The sequence below is a fragment of the Methylophilus medardicus genome, from assembly GCF_006363955.1.
GTDB classification, from domain to species: Bacteria; Pseudomonadota; Gammaproteobacteria; order Burkholderiales; family Methylophilaceae; genus Methylophilus; species Methylophilus medardensis.
In genome coordinates this window covers 128,084-144,024 of the sequence record NZ_CP040948.1, presented here as the reverse complement: position 1 = coordinate 144,024, position 15,941 = coordinate 128,084, and the positions used below count along the sequence as shown (strand labels likewise).

Below are 15,941 nucleotides of genomic sequence, written 5' to 3'. Positions count from 1 at the left end.
GCCAGTTTAGGCGACGGTGCCACATTGGTGGCAAAATTTCGCAAATGCATTTTTTCTGGCATGGCAACCAGTGCAATAATTGTGTAAACAAATGCCGCAGTGCATGCAAAAGTCGTGTTGCTCACTTTTAACATCTACTTGGCGCTCGCACCCGGGGCAAATGCTTTTGCCTAACTTTGCCATGGCCGTATCATAGCCCAAGGCCTCACGACGTTGAAATTCTGGCTGCGACTCCGCCATTTTTTGCTTTGCCAAGTAGGTTTGCAACGCGGCGATGGCATATTTTCCGCCGACCGCTGTGAGCACGATGCCGACCAAATAGCGCACATAGCCGCCATAATCTGGCAAATAAGGCACTAACTCAACAAAAAAAGCCATGAGGGCAAACATAATAAACCCCCAGACAAAAGGCCAATACTGCGACTGGCGTTTTTTAGCAAATAGCCAAGCAGCCACCGCCAACAAAGGCAATGTGATTAACAAGCGGTATACAAAAACACGGGTCGCTTGTTGTTGCTGAGCGTCTTGCAACTTGATACGCGCGCCCTCTTCTTGGCTGTCTATCTGCCGCCGCAACTGCGCTTCATGCTGCATCAAATCCGTTTGTTTTTGTTGTAACTGCTCGACGACTTTCTCCGCTTGGCGCGCTCGTCCTTTGAGCACCTCCAATTGCTGGGTACGCTTGATTAAGTCATCGTCTTGCGTCGACAACTGGGTGGCATCGCGCGTCGTGACCCAATGATCAAAAGTGCTACGCATCGCCTGATAATCTTTTTGCCGAATCGTGCGCTGCAAACCGGCCTGTTCTAGTTGATCGCCCAGTTGCTGCTGTTGCGGCGTAATGGCTTTCAAGGCTGACCGCAAGGGATCAATGTTCACGTGGTTCACAAAGTGTTCGATGCTGTATTGGGTTTCAACCTGCGGCAGATCGCCAAGCATGCTTTTAGCTAAGCCGGTTAAAAACCAGGCAAACATAAAAGCCACAGCCCATAGGGCGCGGTTAAACCACTTTTCTGATAAACGAATGCCTTTATTCATACATCCCCCCAAAGAATTTGGATCAATGCTAGCGGGCTTTAATCTGACTAGCAACCATCTGCTTGGCAAGGATGTCAGACACATTTATCTCATCCGCCGTTAGAATGCAGTTTTAGAGGTCACCTATCGATGTTAGAAGAAGACAATCCCAAAGAGGTCATGTGTAGTTGCAGCGGCACTACGCGTGGCATGATTATTGAGCTTGTAAGCCAAGGCAAGGGGGTGGATGCGATTTCTCGCTACTCGGGTGCACTCACGGGTTGTGGCGGTTGCGAGTGGGATATTACAGAATTAGTGAATACCTTGATGGCGGCACAGCCTGAGAAGTCTTAAGCAGCGCACACCTTGCATTGCGGGTCTTTTTTAAGGTGAATCGTACGCCACTCTGCACTGAGTGCATCCAGCAATAACAGCCTGCCCTGCATGGTGTGACCAATCTCAAGCAAAATCTTAATCGCCTCCCCCGCCTGCGCGGTACCTATCATGCCAACCAAGGGCGCAAACACACCGTTATCGGCACAACGCAGCGCCTGATCATCCCCCACATCAGGATATAAACAGTGGTAACAGGGGCTCTCCGCGTGCCGAAAATCAAACACGCTCAATTGGCCTTCAAAACGAATGGCGGCACCAGAAACCAATGGTTTTTTGTGAGTAAAACAACATTGATTCAGCAGATAACGTGTGGCGAAATTATCCGAGCAGTCGATGACGACATCTGCTGACGCAACACACGCGGCGAGCGCTTCTGCACTGAGGCGAGTGGTTTCGATATTGACTTTGACCTCAGGATTGAGCCTTGCAATGGTCGCCTGTGCAGAAACGGCCTTGTTTTCGCCTATCGCGGCCGTGGTATGAATAATTTGGCGTTGCAGATTACTTAAATCCACCTGATCAAAGTCACAAATAGTGAGTTGACCCACACCCGCCGCCGCCAGATACATCGCCACCGGCGCCCCTAAGCCGCCTGCACCGATGATGAGTGCATGACTTTGCGTGAGCTTTTCTTGCCCGGCATATTCAATTTGCGGCAACATCATATGCCTGCTGTAACGTAATAATAAGTCGTCTTGCATCCATTTAATCCGTTGATTATGGCAATCGTTGCGCTTGCACCATCTGCTGCATCAGCACTTTTGCAGATAGCATCAACAATCGGTCATCAAATGCGCCAGCCGCCGTCTGCTGCTGCGCTTGATCGACAAAAATGAGATCGCCATCCGCGTTTTCTAGCTCGTCAGGCGCTGTGGGCGCAGCCATGACGTATGCTTGGCCACCAGACACGGATTGTATGCCACCTAGTCCGTTTTCGCCATGCGAAAGGATAATCGCCACCGGGCGACTAGGGTTGCTCGTCAGCGCACCATCATCGCCAATGACCTCTATGTTGCTGGCGTTCTCAGCCGCTGCAATCGAAAACCATTGTGCGTGATCGGTGAAAGTACTGTCTGCACGATAGCGAAAAAACCGCCCCCAAGCATCAGTTGCCAAGACCTCCAATTGCCGCCAAGGTAGTACGCCTTCGACGGCGGCGCAGCGCTGGTTTGCCAGCACGTTTTCCCAACCATCAGGCGGCTGATCGGTGTCTGGGCAAGGCAGATAATGATGGATGATGGCGAAACCAAACAATGCCTGTTGCGTGCTGAAGAGTCTTTGCTCCGTTAGTTGATACTTTTGTAGACTAAGTTGCGCGCGCAATGGCGTGATTAACCAACCCATCATCAAACTCAATACGACCAGCACCAGCGCCATCTCGAGCAAACTAAATCCATCTGCTACCGCGGACGTCCTCACCGATGAATGCATCTTCACCAGCATGCTCATCGCCCCTCCACCGTCTGCAGAAGATCATTACTGGGGTGGTTAAGTGCGGTGGCATCTGCTACATGCAAAGTAAGCAAGGTGGTGGCTTCAAGATAAGTGTTCAGACGTGTTTTATCGGAAGCCAATTCACGGGCCTGCCCAGCTAACCGCTCCCCCGCCACCACCAGCGTCACCCTCGATGGTGAGCGCTGATAAAACACCTGCTCTCGCCAACCATTCTGCTGAAACCAATGATGCAGTGCGCTGCCATCGAGCGCGTGTTGTGCCGCCCAAGCCCAGTGCGCATTGGTATCTAGTGGCAAGCGACCAACATCGCTCGCCACAGAAAGACACAGCCCCGGCAATAAAGCAAGATGACTTAAGCAACTGACGTCATCCACTGCGGCGGGCCGCGGGTAAGGATTGCACGGCAATGTGGTACAGCGCAAAGTTCGACTAAGCTCGGACAAAACGTGTTTTTGCATCGTCTGATGTATTTGACTAGCCGTGATGGGCCACACCACATCGTTAAAATAAGGGCGCAGGGATGCCATCACAAAACCAAACACAGTGCCCTCCTGAGGATTGGCATTGTCCCAAGACGCATGTTGGTCAAGGTAGTGTTTACTGATGTTTGCGGTAGCATCCTGCCGTTGCTGTACCCAGCCATCCGCGCGCACCAAAGGCTGCATGGGTGCAATCAGCACCGCAACCACCCCACTCCCTTGCGTCGCATCCCATCGCAACGCCGCCGCCGACGCCACGCTCCAGGTACCAGCTGTATCCAAATTTAAAGGCAAGATGCGCGGATTATTTTTATATCGCTCAGAGACGGCGTACCACAATCGTTCACCACTGCCGTCACGCACATCGCCAACACCTAAGGTTTTCCAAGGTAGCCGACCTAGGCGAGCGGTATTGCTACACGAACCTTCCGCAATACCATCGTTATTTCGGTCAGGGCAAGGCAAGTCTCCGGGGCGTGGGCAATTCAGTTCACAAGTGGTTGATTGCAGTGGTTGGTAGGCATAAGCCAACAGCGCCTGCTGCGCCAACGCAAGTGAGGCATCGGTTTTTTGTCGTGCGAGTTGGTTTGCTGGATATTTGGCGAGATGGCTGAACACCATCCATTGGCCGATGCCAGACAACAGCAACAACAGCCATACCACAAAGCCCGCTTGTTTCAGGCGCTTAACCGTCCCCATCTGAACAGAGGCCCCGTTGGTCAACACACTCATGGATGCTCCCCGGGAAGATTAAACAGATCAACATCACATTGGGCCGCAATGGCTTGATTGTCTGATGCCAATGACCAGCTACAATGCCGCACAAACAAGCGCTCGCCAAATTTTGCCTGCAGTTGCGCTAACCAGTCGCTGACAGCTGACTCATGGGTAAGCAGCCAATCGAGTTGGATAGCGGTGACGGTGAAATGCAATGCTGGAGGCGTCTCGGCTGGCCAATACTTTTGACAAGTCGTTGCTGAACACAGCCTCGGAGGCTGCATTTGATATGCAACATCGGGCAAAGCGGACTGCTGCTGAATAGCAGCAAGCGTTGCATCCCAATGATCGAAATGCGGTGCTTCTAGCATACCAAGCGCTTGCCACCGCGCACGGTTTGCAACATAAAAATCGATCTCCGACTGGTGGCTTGCCAGATCTGACGCCTGTTGTTGCCGTTGATGCAAAGCCTGTTGCGCTTGGCCTAATGCCTGCTCCGCCGAAGATTGATGGACGATCTGGAACAACAAGGCCAGCGCCATCACGATGAGCACACTCAGCCAGAGGACGAATATGCCCTGCAAAGTGCGCAAATAATCGCCGACTGTCATCCATCACCAACCGGATCGATCGCACGCAAATACAGCTTGATGACGGGTTGTTGCGATGGCAATCGCATGTCGCTGGTGTTGCCCGCGCGCATCTCACCTGAGGCGCTTGCTGAAGAGGTGAGCACTTCGAGCTGCGCAATGTCAGGCAGATTCCGCAAGCGAACCAGTAATTGTTGCCAAGCATCTGCCCGTTGGGCGGATGGCCCTAAAGCCGCATAAGTCACAATCAAGGTTTCTTTGTAGGCGGATGCTTTGGGCATATTCAATTGGTCTTGCCCAGCCTGCGCAGACACCTGCCACTCTAATGCTGTTATTTGCCAATCAGACTGGCCCATCATGGCATGCTGCATCATAGTTAAGGCGCGATCTGGCCAGCGAGCCGCAACCGTCAACGCTCGAACGGCCTGTGTCACCGCACGTAACTGCGGTAACGCTGTCGACGGGATCGGATATATCGTCGCAGACTGCCACAGCGCCTGTTGCCGCTTCACGGATTGAAGCTGCCGGTGCGTGTTTTGCGTGATTTGCCAATCCATGCCGGCGGCAATGAACATCATGCTTGCCATCACAGCGCCAGTCCAATGGATCGTTCGCTTGAGGCGCCGAATGCTTTCAGGCAACAACATCGCCTCTGTTAGCAAATTAGGCAGCGGCTTGCGCTGCAATAACCATTGTATGGTGGCCCACTCAAGCCCAGTGACTCCCTGGGGCATTGGCTGAACGGTGGATGTCTGCGCGATATCGGCGTCAGAAACAATCACCCAGACATAGCCCTCGGTCAGTGTTTGTTTCAATTTTTGCCAGATTGCAGGCCATTGTCCAAAACACACCAGTTGCATATCCTCTTGATCGTCTACCCACTGCTGATGGAACAGAGTCATACGTATTTGATGCAGTGCTTGTAAAACATGCGCCGCACAGGCGGCTGGCGTTGCAAAGCTGTCTTCTGGCAGTGGCAGCAAACGGCTAAAAAATAGTCGCTGCTGCTGCAGGTAGCTCACCCGAAGCTGTTGTTGTTCAAAGTCCAGACAGAGCGTATGCCGATACCGCTGCGTCGCTTGCGGTAGGCAATACAACATGGCGAGCGCATGCGTATAGACCCCTTGAATTCGAACGCTGCGTGCCTGCAACTGGAGAATCCACTCAAACAATCGCGGATCCGGCAGCGCCGTGAACAAAAATCGGCTTTCGCGACGCTGGGCTTGTACACAATCTAGTTTGCAAGCGGCATGCAGACCGTTGGAAAATGGCCAAGCAGCCAATTTTCTTTTCAACAACGGTTGTCCGGCAAACCCGGGCACATCAGGCAGCACTTCAACATGATACTGTTCATCGGGAAGGTTGCTTAGAAAGGACACCTGCGCCTGCGGGTAGCGTTGCCACCATGCATGCACAGCGCTTCGAGCTTCCTCGCTGCGATCAAACGTGCGCAAGGCCAGACAGTTCGCGCCGTCAAAATGCAAGATCCGCCAACCGTTGGGGCTCATCAGGACAATAAACAGTTGGCGCGCCATCACTAGTAATGCAAGTTAGAAAAACTGTCATAAACCGGCAATATCACCGCCACCATTAAAAACAGCAACAACAGTCCCAACGTGATGGTTAAGGCGGGTTCTAGCAACCGCAAAAGTGTTTGCAGTTGTGACTGCACTTCACGATCGTATATGGTAGCCAACTGGAACAACATCCGATCTAGTGCCCCAGTACTTTCGCCGACATTTAACATGCATATCATCAGCGACGGAAATTGATGCGTCGCTTTAAAACTTGCGGCAAGCGTTTCACCCGCCTGCACGCGCTGATGGATGTCTGACAAAGCTCGCATCATCACCCGTTGCTGCAATAAAGGCAGACACCACTCCAGCGCCTGTAATAAAGGAATCCCCGTCTGGTGCATCAATCCGAGAAAACGGCAAAGTCTGGCTAGCACCAGTTGATGCAATAACTGGCCAATGATGGGTAACTTTAATAATCGCTGATCGATAAAAAATGCAAATGTGGGAGAGCGATGCATCGCCAGCAGGCCCGCCCCGAGCGTCAAGGCCAGACCCAGTAACAGCCAATGACCGTACACGATCATGGCGTCAGAAAGGCCGAGTAACAGCCGTGTCGACAACGGCAGCACTTGCCCCAGACTCTGCAAAAAACTGACCATTTGTGGGACAAGATAAGTCAACATCACATAAGCCGCGAGCGAGACCATGACTGTCAAAACCGCAGGATAAGTCAGCCCACGCCGCAGTTGCGCCACCAGCGCCGCCTGCCAGGTTAAGGTCTGTGCCAAATGTCCGAAAATATCTGGCAGTTGTCCGGTGCGCTCTCCAGCCTCAATCAATTGCGCAAACAGTGGTGGAAACACCTTAGGCTGGGCCTGAAAAGCCTGTGACAGTAATTTCCCAGCTTCTAAATCATGCTTGATTGTGCGTAAGGCGGCGACCATACCCCGATGCTCATGCTGCTGAACAAGCTCGGCCACCGATTGCAATAAAGGGACGCCCGCCTGCAGGAGTTGCTCCATTTGCACGCAAAACAAAATAAGCAACTGCGTACTCACTGACTGTTGTCGCACGACGCGCGCTTGCCCCAACTTCACGCTCAGTAGCTCACAGCCTTGTTGGTGTAGGTGGGCGATCAAAGCCTGCTCATCCGGCATATCAAGCCGCCCGCGTTGGCGGCGGCCATATTGGTCAATTGCGGTGTATCGGTAGCAAGTCATGGATGATTCCACCCGGCATGTAACCCGCTTAAATCCACCACCCGGCGCAATTCTGCCAAACTTGTTTCTCCGGTGAATACCTTACGCAAGCCCTCCTCCGCTAAGGTAGTAAAGCCATACTGGCGCGCTCGCTGCTGTATACGCTGCAAAGAAATTGGCGGGATCAGCATAGGCTCTAGATCGGGATGCATGGCTAACACCTCCATAATCACTAATCGGCCTTGATACCCACTCATGCGGCAATGCTCGCAGCCTTGCGGCTCAAACAAACTGAGATGTTCGGGCAAAGGCTGCATCAAGCGCGCCATTGCATCATCGACATTCGCTGGTCGTTTGCAGTGCCGACACAAGCGCCGCAGTAAGCGCTGCGCAACAACGCCCACCAGACAGCCGGCCATCATGTGTGGACTAATCCCAAAATCTTGCAGCCTTGAAAAAGCCGCAGCAGCAGTATTTGTATGCAAAGTCGTCATCACGAGATGGCCGGTCATCGCCGCGCGCACAGCCATGGCAGCGGTGGGCTCATCACGCACCTCACCAATCAGAATAATGTCGGGATCTTGGCGTAAGATTGCGCGGATTCCACTGATAAAATCCACTTTGTTTGAGGCATTCACCGAGGTTTGGCGCATTAACGCATGCGGATACTCAACTGGGTCCTCCAAGGTCATGATATTTACGTGCTCGTGGTTGAGGTAGTTAAGCATCGAGTACAGCGTAGTTGTTTTTCCGCTACCTGTCGGCCCAGTTAATATCAACAGTCCCTCTGGCTTTTCAAGCATCGCCTTGACGCATTGCAGCTGTGGGGCAGGCAATGGCATTTCCTCAAGTGAAATAATTGCCTGATCACGATCCAGCACCCGCAACACGATGTTTTCGCCATGTAGGGTCGGGTGGCTTGACACCCTAAAGTCGATCTGACGGCCACACAAAAACAAATTGACTCGTCCGTCTTGCGACATCCGTTGCTCGGCGATATCCAACCCAGCCAAAATTTTGAGCCGGACACACATGGCGGGCCAATAACGCACATGCAAACAGCGGATCTGCCACAACACGCCATCAATCCGATAGCGTATCCTTAAAAACGCTTGCTCCGGCTCAAAATGCACATCAGACGCCCCTTGCTTGACCGCGTCTATCAAGAGGGTGTCTACCAGTCGGATCACCGGCCGAGTCGCCTGTGGTGTGGAGATAACGGCCGTTGACGTGCTTTCGCGTTCGATTTCTTGCAACAGACTGTCTAAGGACAAACTGTGTCCGTAAAACTGATCCAACGCCTGCTCCAGATGCGCCTCTGTTGCCAACACTGGCTTCAGATGTATCGTGCCGCCCAATAAATGCCTGAGGGTATCCAGCACCAGCATATTGTGTTGCCCGGTCATCGCAACGCGCATCACTTCCTTATTTGCCGACAAATCGAGCGGTAATAGCCGATGCTGCCTGGCGAAAACCTCAGGCACCATGGCCAACGCTTCAGGATCAGCAATGGCCTGCTGCAAATCAATACTTTCCTGCGCATGATGCTGCGCCAGCACATCTCTGATCATGGCATCCGTCACAAAATGTAGTCTGACCAACTGCTGGCCCAAGAGTAGCTGATGCCTGGCTTGCTCAATTAAGGCAATCTCCAATTGGTCTGCCGTAATCATGCCTTTTGCCAACATCCACTCACCAAGACGCATGTGGTTTGTGGCGTCCAACATTAGTCCTCCTCGAGCTGCATTAAAAAAAGATCATCTTCTGGCACGAAGTCTGGAATTTCCTGCCGCAATCTGGCCAGATACTCTGCACGCTGTTGAATCTCGCCACGCTGACTGGTGATCACCAACATGCCCGCCAATGCGATGACCTGATGCGGGTCTTGCCGCAACACCTGTTCAAAAGACTGTCGGGCCATCGCCAAGCGTCCCGACTGCAGCTGCTGCTTGGCTTGATTTAACTGCGTTTTTAAATGCGCTTGCAGTTGCGGTACTTGTTGAATGTGTAGTGACATGCTCAAAGGAGGGGATAAGGATTGTTGCGAGGCTTGCGCTGGGGGTGCCGATACCGTGTGATACTCGGTCAACGGCTTTTCTACAGCGGTCTTGTCTTTTTCAATACGAAATAGGCTAGGCAACGCACTCGGATGATGTGAATGCGGCTGTTTTACAAGTTTGATAGGCGAAAAGCGGGGCCCAGCTTGTTTCATACTTTTCGGCGGCCGCCGCAGCAAGACTTCCTCCCCTCGATACAGCAAACGAACGCCTTGCTGCCAGATCAATCCAAGCATACATAGCACGCATCCCCACAACAAATACGTCAGCCCCAGCTCAATCCGCTTGATTGCGGAATGCACCAAGGCATGTCGGAATGGACTATTTGTCGCGGAGGGGTGCTTACGTAAGGCATTGATCAGTGATCGCATCCATCTCATAAGGGCTCTCCCAAGTTGAGCTCGAAGGCATCCGCGGGTAACGCTTCTGGCAGCAACGGCTGAAAGGATTGCAAGTCCCCCGCATTCACATCGGCGCGCCCAATGACGGTCGGCCTTAAAAACACAATCAACTCGGTTTTTTTGGCTGCCTGATTCTTGCCGACAAAGGCTTGGCCCAGTATGGGCAGCCTCGATACGCCTGGAATTCGATCGGTAAATTCCCGCTGATCCTCCTGCATGAGCCCACCTAGTACCGCAATATGCCCGGTCGCAATATTTAGTACTGACTCCATTTCACGGACTTGTATTTCTGGAATACTACTGACGATGCGGTTGCTCCCAGTGCCCAATTGCGGGTTGGGGTCCTCGATATACCGCAGCACTTTTGAGACGGTAGGCCGCACGTTGAGATTCACCCGCTGATGGCTGTTAATTTGCGCAGTCACCGCCATCACCAACCCCACCGGCACGGTATTTGCCGTGGTAGTCACCGCTTGTAAATTGCCGCCGCCAACACTACTGCCTTGAGAAATTTGCGACTGAATGGTGAAATAAACTAAGTTATCAACCACCTTTAAAATCGCTGTCTGGTTATTGAGTACCATTAATTTGGGACTGGATAACACCCGCGTTTTACCAAACTGCTCCAGCAGAGTCACACTTGCGCTCAGATTGCCAAGTCGACTGAACGGGTTAAAGTAGCCCAACATCAGCGCAACGTTGCCATTGTTTTGTCCGAGCGCATTCTTACTATTATTACTCTCCCAACTGCCGGACTTGCGGTTGAACTGGGCTGCATCATTGCCCAGAGATTGTGCGAACTGCCAACCACGCTGTTCTGCTGAGGCGGACAATCGACTCCAATCGATCCCCATCTGAAAGCTTTTACTGAGCTCCACCTCTACTATGGTGGCTTCGATCAACACCTGCCTAGCCGCGACTTGCATCACCGACTCTAAGTAGGCGCGCACCTGTGCTTGCTGACTTTGCGAAGTACGAATCGTCACAATGCCGGTTTCAGGATTTGCAATCAAACGCGAGGCTCGCCAGCGCACCTGTGCCTGCTTCACCTTTTCAGCAACCACTGGGCTGGCAGCATCATTCGCACCCGCAGCAGTCTCTGGCGCCAATGCGTGACTCTCTAACACCTCATCGCGTGCTGTTGTCGCTTTGTCGGTATCGTCGAGTAAGGCCTGAATATTCTCAATCACGCTTTCCCACAAGTGAAAACGTGCTTGGGATGTGACGGCCGTCCTTGAGCTATTACTGTTACCACTTAATAGGGTGGCCAATTGGGCGCCGCCACTATTCCCGCCACCGGTTGCCGCGCGGCCAGTGCTGTTGATTTCACTGGCGACCCCAATGTAGCCCGTCGTATCCCGACTGATATTCACGTAATTCAACTTGTAACTACGAATAACTGGCGTATCTGGGGTAATCAACCACACCCCATTCGACCACTCGTAATACATATCCACCTGCCGAGACAGGCGCGCCAAAATAGAGGGCACGGATTGCTGCAGCGCATGCAGTGTCACTTTGCCGCGTAAACCGGGATGAATATCGATGTTGAGCCCACTTTCCCGTGCGATGGCAAGTAACACCTCCTGAACAGGCGCCTCCTGCACGACCAAATTAATGAGCAAGGTTGGCGTGGCTGATTTTAATGGCGCTTTCAACGCGCGCGGGGCTTCAATATCGGTGAAGTCGACTTCTGGGTAGGTTTCTTGAGGAGAAGTTTTTGTGACGGGATGCGCTGGCAGGTGTAGCGCCGCATGGCTGGGGGCGTCCAGCCTTGGCCGCATACATGCACTAAGCCAACAACAGCACAGCAGGATAAGCGCGAAACGCATCGACTTCCCCCGTCACAAAAATAGCGTTATTTTTAACTCATATTAACGTTTGTTAAAAATATGTCAATGCTGTGATGAGAGAAGGCTCGCCCTTGAAATCCACGCCGCGGATCAATAAAACCCTAGCGAAGGGCTAGAGAAGGTAGTGGTAACCCTAGAACAATTCAATTTCGCCAGTGACAATGCTGTCTTTTAGCAGGCCCTGTGCGAGCAATTTTTCGTAGTAGCAAATTTGATTTCTGCCATGCTCTTTGGCGAAATACAGCGCTTCATCTGCATGCTCAAGCACGGTATTGGGTAAGACATTGAGCGCCATTTTTGCGCAGCCAATACTGATGGTGACTTGCCCTACTTGCGGAAACACATAGGCAGCAAGCGTGTCTTTAAACCGGTCTAGCAGTTGGACAATCCCTTGCTCATCGGCGCAAGAAAACACGCCGACAAACTCTTCACCGCCAAAACGAAACAGCAAATCGCCATCGCGAAAACTGGCCTGCATTAAGCGTGAGAGAAGCAACAACACTTCATCACCGATCAAATGCCCATAGGTATCATTGATACGCTTAAAAAAATCGATATCAAAAATGACCAGATAATGATGTAGCGGGAAGCGATATTCGGGTTTGTAATCATTGAGTAGAATTTTGCTGACGCACTGATCAAATGTTTTACGGTTAAGCAGACCGGTGAGCGCATCCCGCTCGTTTTCAATAATCAGGCTCGCATAATGATAAAACATCTGCAAACACTGCTCCACCAGCTCGACCGCCGCACTCGACAAATCATCGTGCTGGATCAGCAAGATCGCATTTTTGTGAGAAATACTCTGCCGCAGTGGAAAGACATGTAATTTACCAAAGTTGGTCTCAAAACAAGCATGCTGCGGATTTGTTTGATGAAAGTAATCCAACAGGATTGAATACACTTCTGGTGGCCAAGACTCAAAGGTGGGATCCGTGCTTGAAGCCTGTGCATGCATCACAGACACCAATTGCCGCTTGGATAAGACCTGCATTCTGGTGGCTTGCGTTTTTGCCGCAAACATACTTAGCCAATGCTGCATCAACGCGAGCAAAGCAGGGTCCAAAGCCAGACTATCTCTAATTTGCATGAGATCAATCAAGCTTTGCATCCATTTTTTTAAATTCAAGTTAGCGGTCATAAGCGAGACAAAGATTTTTTGATCACTTTATCAAGCGAATGCAAATAGCTTATCGTTAAACAGCGCTGCTTTTAGCGATTAAATTTGAGGTGACACAGGATGTTGAGGTCAATGGGGTGGCTAATGGGACTCGAACCCACGACAACCGGAATCACAATCCGGGGCTCTACCAACTGAGCTATAGCCACCACTGGGAAAGATTTTGGCCTGCCCGACAGGAATCGAACCTGTAACCCCCAGCTTAGAAGGCTGGTGCTCTATCCAGTTGAGCTACGAGCAGATAAAGTAGTTACAAGACGATCAGGCATTCCAAGAAAACTGGTCGGCGTGGAGAGATTCGAACTCCCGACATCCTGCTCCCAAAGCAGGCGCGCTACCAGACTACGCTACACGCCGAAGACGGAAATATAACCGATTTTCTGAATTTGTGTCAATCTCGATGTGATAAAATTATCTTTTCACGACAAAAATTTTGCTCATGCGCGCTCACATTATTGATGGTAAACAAATTGCCAGTCAACTTTTAGAAAGCATCAAAACCCAGGTAGAACAACGTTTACAGACAGGAAAACGTGCGCCTTGCCTCGCGGTCATATTGATAGGGGATGACCCTGCTTCTGCGATTTATGTCCGCAACAAGCGTCTTGCCTGTGAAAAAACGGGCATCACCTCAGTGGCTTACAATTTGCCAGCGACGACTTCACAGGCAGAGCTGATTACATTAATCAATCGCCTGAATGCCGACGATGAGACGGATGGCATTCTGGTGCAATCGCCGCTACCCCATCACATTGATGAGTCAGACATTTTGGCGTTGATTGACCCAAGCAAAGATGTGGATGGCTTTCATCCTTACAATATTGGTCGCTTAGCCGTGCGCCAGCCTTTATTACGCTCGTGCACGCCCTATGGCGTGATCAAAATGCTGCAAGCCAGCGGATTGTCGCTCAAAGGGCTCGATGCAGTCGTGGTGGGCGTGTCTAATCATGTTGGCCGCCCTATGGGCCTAGAGTTATTACTGGCTGGATGTACGGTGACCAGTTGCCATCGTCACACCAAAGATTTAGCTGCTCACATAGGCAGGGCGGATTTGGTGGTGGCAGCAGCGGGCAAGGCGGGCCTCATTCAAGGGGAATGGATCAAGCCCGGCGCCATTGTGGTCGACATCGGCATCAATCGCTTGCCGGATGGCAAGATTACCGGTGATGTCGATTTTGAGGTTGCTAGTCAGCGCGCAAGTCATATCACGCCTGTGCCCGGGGGCGTAGGGCCGATGACTGTCGCCACACTGATGGAAAATACATTAAAAGCACTGGAACACCGGGAGCAGGCGGCATCTTGAGCGTTTTAAAAGCGCGCAAAGAGTCTTTGCATGCCCGTAAAACTGGTGTAAACTCGCGCGATTGTTGATAGACCTCATGCAGTACAGGCGCCTTTTTTGGCAATGACTATTCAGTAGTTTCGTTCTTTGGACCCATCATGGCAGATACCGTTAACAAATCCTTCACCCCTTACCAGCCGGCAGCTGGTGAGGAATACATGAATAAAAAACAACAGGATCATTTCCGTAAAATTCTGAATGACTGGAAATCGGAACTGAGTCATGACATTGACCGCACGGTGCACACCATGCAGGACGAGGTGACCAGTTTTGCGGACCCTAATGATCGTGCCAGCCAAGAATCTGACATGGCCCTTGAGCTACGCAACCGCGACCGCGAACGTAAACTAATCAAGAAAATCGATGAAACTTTGCGTAATATCGATAGCGGTGATTACGGCTACTGCGAAGGCTGTGGCATTGAGATCGGTCTCAAGCGCTTAGAAGCTCGCCCAACGGCGACCTTGTGTATCGATTGCAAAACGCTAGATGAAATGCGCGAAAAGCAAGTCGCCAAATAAGACTAAACGTTGACGATGTGATGTCGTTTTCGCAAAAAAAGCTGCGCTAGGTGCGCAGCTTTTTTTATTGCCAACCCACGATGAAGTTACCAAGTTTCTTCCACCGCAAATAATCGCTTGTGCTCGCGTATCGCGTAGCGGTCTGTCATCCCGGCAATATAATCTGCCACCGCGCGGGCCTGATCCAGCTTGGCGGCGCCTTGATGCTCATCCGGCATCAAGGCTGGATTATCCATGAAGGCTGCGAAGAGCTCTTCAATAATACGGCTTGCCTTAGCACTCATGCGATTGACTCGATAGTGCTGATACAAATGTTTGCGTAAAAATTGTTTGAGCTCTAAGTTTTTATCGACTAACGCCTGGCTAAAGCCCACTAAATAGCCCGGGGCCTTGCGCACATCATCGATACTCGCTGGATGCAAAGCGGCAATCGTCTGCTGGCTTTGTTGGCACAAATCTACCACCAAGACATTGATCATTCGGCGGATGGTTTCATGCACCAGCCGTTTTTCTTCAATCTCACCATACAGCTTTTTAACCTCAGCCATGTTTTCGGCAAACAATTGAATATTCGACAGTTGCTGGATCGTGATGAGGCCTGAGCGCAAACCATCATCAACATCGTGATTGTTATAGGCAATTTCATCAGCAAAGTTGGTCACCTGCGCCTCTAGGCTGGGGGATTCTCCACGCAAAAAGCGCTGCCCTACGTCGCCTAATAATTGGGCATTTTTGCGTGAACAATGCTTGAGAATGCCTTCGCGCACCTCAAAGGTTAAATTCAGGCCATCAAAACTGGCATACCGATTTTCGAGTACATCCACGACACGCAATGATTGTAGGTTGTGCTCAAAGCCGCCGTAGTCGCGCATGCAGTGATTTAACGCATCCTGTCCGGCGTGACCAAACGGGGTATGTCCGAGGTCATGCGCCAGTGCAATGGCCTCGGCCAAATCCTCATGCAAGCCCAGCGTACGTGCGATGCCGCGGGTTAATTGCGCCACTTCAATACTGTGCGTCAGACGCGTACGAAATAGATCCCCTTCGTGGTTCACAAACACCTGGGTTTTGTATTCAAGGCGACGAAATGCAGTCGAGTGAATAATACGGTCGCGGTCCCGCTGAAACACATTACGCAAAGGCGACTCTTGCTCAGCAACCTTGCGGCCTCTCGTGTGTTCAGGGTGTGCGGCAAAGGCGGCTAAGGTCATGGGTCT

The 15,941-nt window shown here is 51.6% G+C and carries 15 protein-coding genes and 3 tRNA genes; 3 read left to right on the top strand and 15 right to left on the bottom strand.

The annotated features are described in order from the left end of the window. Window positions 1–6: 6 nt before the first annotated feature. Entirely contained in the window at window positions 7–1,038 is a 1,032-nt protein-coding gene (locus tag FIT99_RS00665) for a zinc ribbon domain-containing protein (protein WP_140001981.1), read from the bottom strand. A 129-nt stretch (window positions 1,039–1,167) separates the two neighbouring features. Between FIT99_RS00665 and FIT99_RS00660 the strand changes: the two genes are divergently transcribed. After that, entirely contained in the window at window positions 1,168–1,371 is a 204-nt protein-coding gene (locus FIT99_RS00660; RefSeq protein ID WP_140001979.1) for a (2Fe-2S)-binding protein, read from the top strand. Here FIT99_RS00660 and FIT99_RS00655 read toward each other — a convergent pair. The 13 genes from FIT99_RS00655 to FIT99_RS00595 all read right to left on the bottom strand — a co-directional run bounded on the left by FIT99_RS00655 (window position 1,368) and on the right by FIT99_RS00595 (window position 13,218). Beyond that, complete coding sequence (locus tag FIT99_RS00655; protein WP_140001977.1) at window positions 1,368–2,114, bottom strand: HesA/MoeB/ThiF family protein; 747 nt, start codon at window positions 2,112–2,114, stop codon at window positions 1,368–1,370. The two genes, FIT99_RS00660 and FIT99_RS00655, sit on opposite strands and share 4 nt — an antisense overlap. A 16-nt stretch (window positions 2,115–2,130) precedes the next feature. Continuing rightward, window positions 2,131–2,856, bottom strand: a complete 726-nt coding sequence (locus FIT99_RS00650) for a prepilin-type N-terminal cleavage/methylation domain-containing protein (protein ID WP_140001975.1) — start codon at window positions 2,854–2,856, stop codon at window positions 2,131–2,133. 2 nt (window positions 2,857–2,858) lie between these two features. Further along, complete coding sequence (locus tag FIT99_RS00645; protein WP_223261227.1) at window positions 2,859–4,079, bottom strand: hypothetical protein; 1,221 nt, start codon at window positions 4,077–4,079, stop codon at window positions 2,859–2,861. Further along, window positions 4,076–4,675 (bottom strand): hypothetical protein, encoded by a 600-nt coding sequence (locus tag FIT99_RS00640; RefSeq protein WP_140001973.1) that lies wholly within the window; start codon window positions 4,673–4,675, stop codon window positions 4,076–4,078. Before FIT99_RS00640 ends, FIT99_RS00645 begins: the two co-directional genes overlap by 4 nt. Beyond that, complete coding sequence (locus FIT99_RS00635) at window positions 4,672–6,189, bottom strand: hypothetical protein (protein WP_140001971.1); 1,518 nt, start codon at window positions 6,187–6,189, stop codon at window positions 4,672–4,674. The genes FIT99_RS00640 and FIT99_RS00635 overlap by 4 nt, the downstream gene beginning before the upstream one ends. A gap of 2 nt (window positions 6,190–6,191) precedes the next feature. Continuing rightward, the gene (locus FIT99_RS00630; protein ID WP_140001969.1) at window positions 6,192–7,391 is read right to left on the bottom strand and encodes a type II secretion system F family protein; all 1,200 of its coding nucleotides are present in this window, start codon (window positions 7,389–7,391) and stop codon (window positions 6,192–6,194) included. Further along, the gene (locus tag FIT99_RS00625; RefSeq protein ID WP_140001968.1) at window positions 7,388–9,097 is read right to left on the bottom strand and encodes a GspE/PulE family protein; all 1,710 of its coding nucleotides are present in this window, start codon (window positions 9,095–9,097) and stop codon (window positions 7,388–7,390) included. Before FIT99_RS00625 ends, FIT99_RS00630 begins: the two co-directional genes overlap by 4 nt. Continuing rightward, complete coding sequence (locus FIT99_RS00620; RefSeq protein WP_223261226.1) at window positions 9,097–9,807, bottom strand: hypothetical protein; 711 nt, start codon at window positions 9,805–9,807, stop codon at window positions 9,097–9,099. The genes FIT99_RS00625 and FIT99_RS00620 overlap by 1 nt, the downstream gene beginning before the upstream one ends. After that, window positions 9,804–11,612, bottom strand: coding sequence for a type II secretion system protein GspD (locus tag FIT99_RS00615; protein ID WP_140001966.1), 1,809 nt, complete (start codon window positions 11,610–11,612; stop codon window positions 9,804–9,806). The genes FIT99_RS00620 and FIT99_RS00615 overlap by 4 nt, the downstream gene beginning before the upstream one ends. Window positions 11,613–11,814: 202 nt before the next feature. Then, window positions 11,815–12,792 (bottom strand): GGDEF domain-containing protein, encoded by a 978-nt coding sequence (locus tag FIT99_RS00610; RefSeq protein WP_140001964.1) that lies wholly within the window; start codon window positions 12,790–12,792, stop codon window positions 11,815–11,817. Between the two features lie 142 nt (window positions 12,793–12,934). Next, window positions 12,935–13,010, bottom strand: a tRNA-His gene (locus tag FIT99_RS00605). 15 nt (window positions 13,011–13,025) lie between these two features. Beyond that, window positions 13,026–13,102: transfer RNA gene (locus FIT99_RS00600), tRNA-Arg, on the bottom strand. A 39-nt stretch (window positions 13,103–13,141) separates the two neighbouring features. After that, window positions 13,142–13,218: transfer RNA gene (locus FIT99_RS00595), tRNA-Pro, on the bottom strand. Between the two features lie 82 nt (window positions 13,219–13,300). Between FIT99_RS00595 and folD the strand changes: the two genes are divergently transcribed. Continuing rightward, window positions 13,301–14,164 (top strand): bifunctional methylenetetrahydrofolate dehydrogenase/methenyltetrahydrofolate cyclohydrolase FolD, encoded by an 864-nt coding sequence (gene folD / locus FIT99_RS00590; protein ID WP_140001962.1) that lies wholly within the window; start codon window positions 13,301–13,303, stop codon window positions 14,162–14,164. A gap of 137 nt (window positions 14,165–14,301) precedes the next feature. Then, window positions 14,302–14,724, top strand: a complete 423-nt coding sequence (gene dksA, locus FIT99_RS00585; RefSeq protein WP_019880976.1) for an RNA polymerase-binding protein DksA — start codon at window positions 14,302–14,304, stop codon at window positions 14,722–14,724. 86 nt (window positions 14,725–14,810) lie between these two features. Here dksA and FIT99_RS00580 read toward each other — a convergent pair whose 3' ends face one another. Next, the gene (locus tag FIT99_RS00580; RefSeq protein WP_140001960.1) at window positions 14,811–15,935 is read right to left on the bottom strand and encodes a deoxyguanosinetriphosphate triphosphohydrolase; all 1,125 of its coding nucleotides are present in this window, start codon (window positions 15,933–15,935) and stop codon (window positions 14,811–14,813) included. Window positions 15,936–15,941: the final 6 nt, after the last annotated feature.

What these genes read in the sequence shown, in the direction of transcription:
- FIT99_RS00665 (WP_140001981.1), bottom strand. Translation starts at nt 1,038, where the DNA reads ATGAATAAAGGCATTCGTTTATCAGAAAAGTGGTTTAACCGCGCCCTA.
- FIT99_RS00660 (WP_140001979.1), top strand. Translation starts at nt 1,168, where the DNA reads ATGTTAGAAGAAGACAATCCCAAAGAGGTCATGTGTAGTTGCAGCGGC.
- FIT99_RS00655 (WP_140001977.1), bottom strand. Translation starts at nt 2,114, where the DNA reads ATGCAAGACGACTTATTATTACGTTACAGCAGGCATATGATGTTGCCG.
- FIT99_RS00650 (WP_140001975.1), bottom strand. Translation starts at nt 2,856, where the DNA reads ATGCTGGTGAAGATGCATTCATCGGTGAGGACGTCCGCGGTAGCAGAT.
- FIT99_RS00645 (WP_223261227.1), bottom strand. Translation starts at nt 4,079, where the DNA reads ATGAGTGTGTTGACCAACGGGGCCTCTGTTCAGATGGGGACGGTTAAG.
- FIT99_RS00640 (WP_140001973.1), bottom strand. Translation starts at nt 4,675, where the DNA reads ATGACAGTCGGCGATTATTTGCGCACTTTGCAGGGCATATTCGTCCTC.
- FIT99_RS00635 (WP_140001971.1), bottom strand. Translation starts at nt 6,189, where the DNA reads ATGGCGCGCCAACTGTTTATTGTCCTGATGAGCCCCAACGGTTGGCGG.
- FIT99_RS00630 (WP_140001969.1), bottom strand. Translation starts at nt 7,391, where the DNA reads ATGACTTGCTACCGATACACCGCAATTGACCAATATGGCCGCCGCCAA.
- FIT99_RS00625 (WP_140001968.1), bottom strand. Translation starts at nt 9,097, where the DNA reads ATGTTGGACGCCACAAACCACATGCGTCTTGGTGAGTGGATGTTGGCA.
- FIT99_RS00620 (WP_223261226.1), bottom strand. Translation starts at nt 9,807, where the DNA reads ATGAGATGGATGCGATCACTGATCAATGCCTTACGTAAGCACCCCTCC.
- FIT99_RS00615 (WP_140001966.1), bottom strand. Translation starts at nt 11,612, where the DNA reads ATGCGGCCAAGGCTGGACGCCCCCAGCCATGCGGCGCTACACCTGCCA.
- FIT99_RS00610 (WP_140001964.1), bottom strand. Translation starts at nt 12,792, where the DNA reads ATGCAAAGCTTGATTGATCTCATGCAAATTAGAGATAGTCTGGCTTTG.
- folD (WP_140001962.1), top strand. Translation starts at nt 13,301, where the DNA reads ATGCGCGCTCACATTATTGATGGTAAACAAATTGCCAGTCAACTTTTA.
- dksA (WP_019880976.1), top strand. Translation starts at nt 14,302, where the DNA reads ATGGCAGATACCGTTAACAAATCCTTCACCCCTTACCAGCCGGCAGCT.
- FIT99_RS00580 (WP_140001960.1), bottom strand. Translation starts at nt 15,935, where the DNA reads ATGACCTTAGCCGCCTTTGCCGCACACCCTGAACACACGAGAGGCCGC.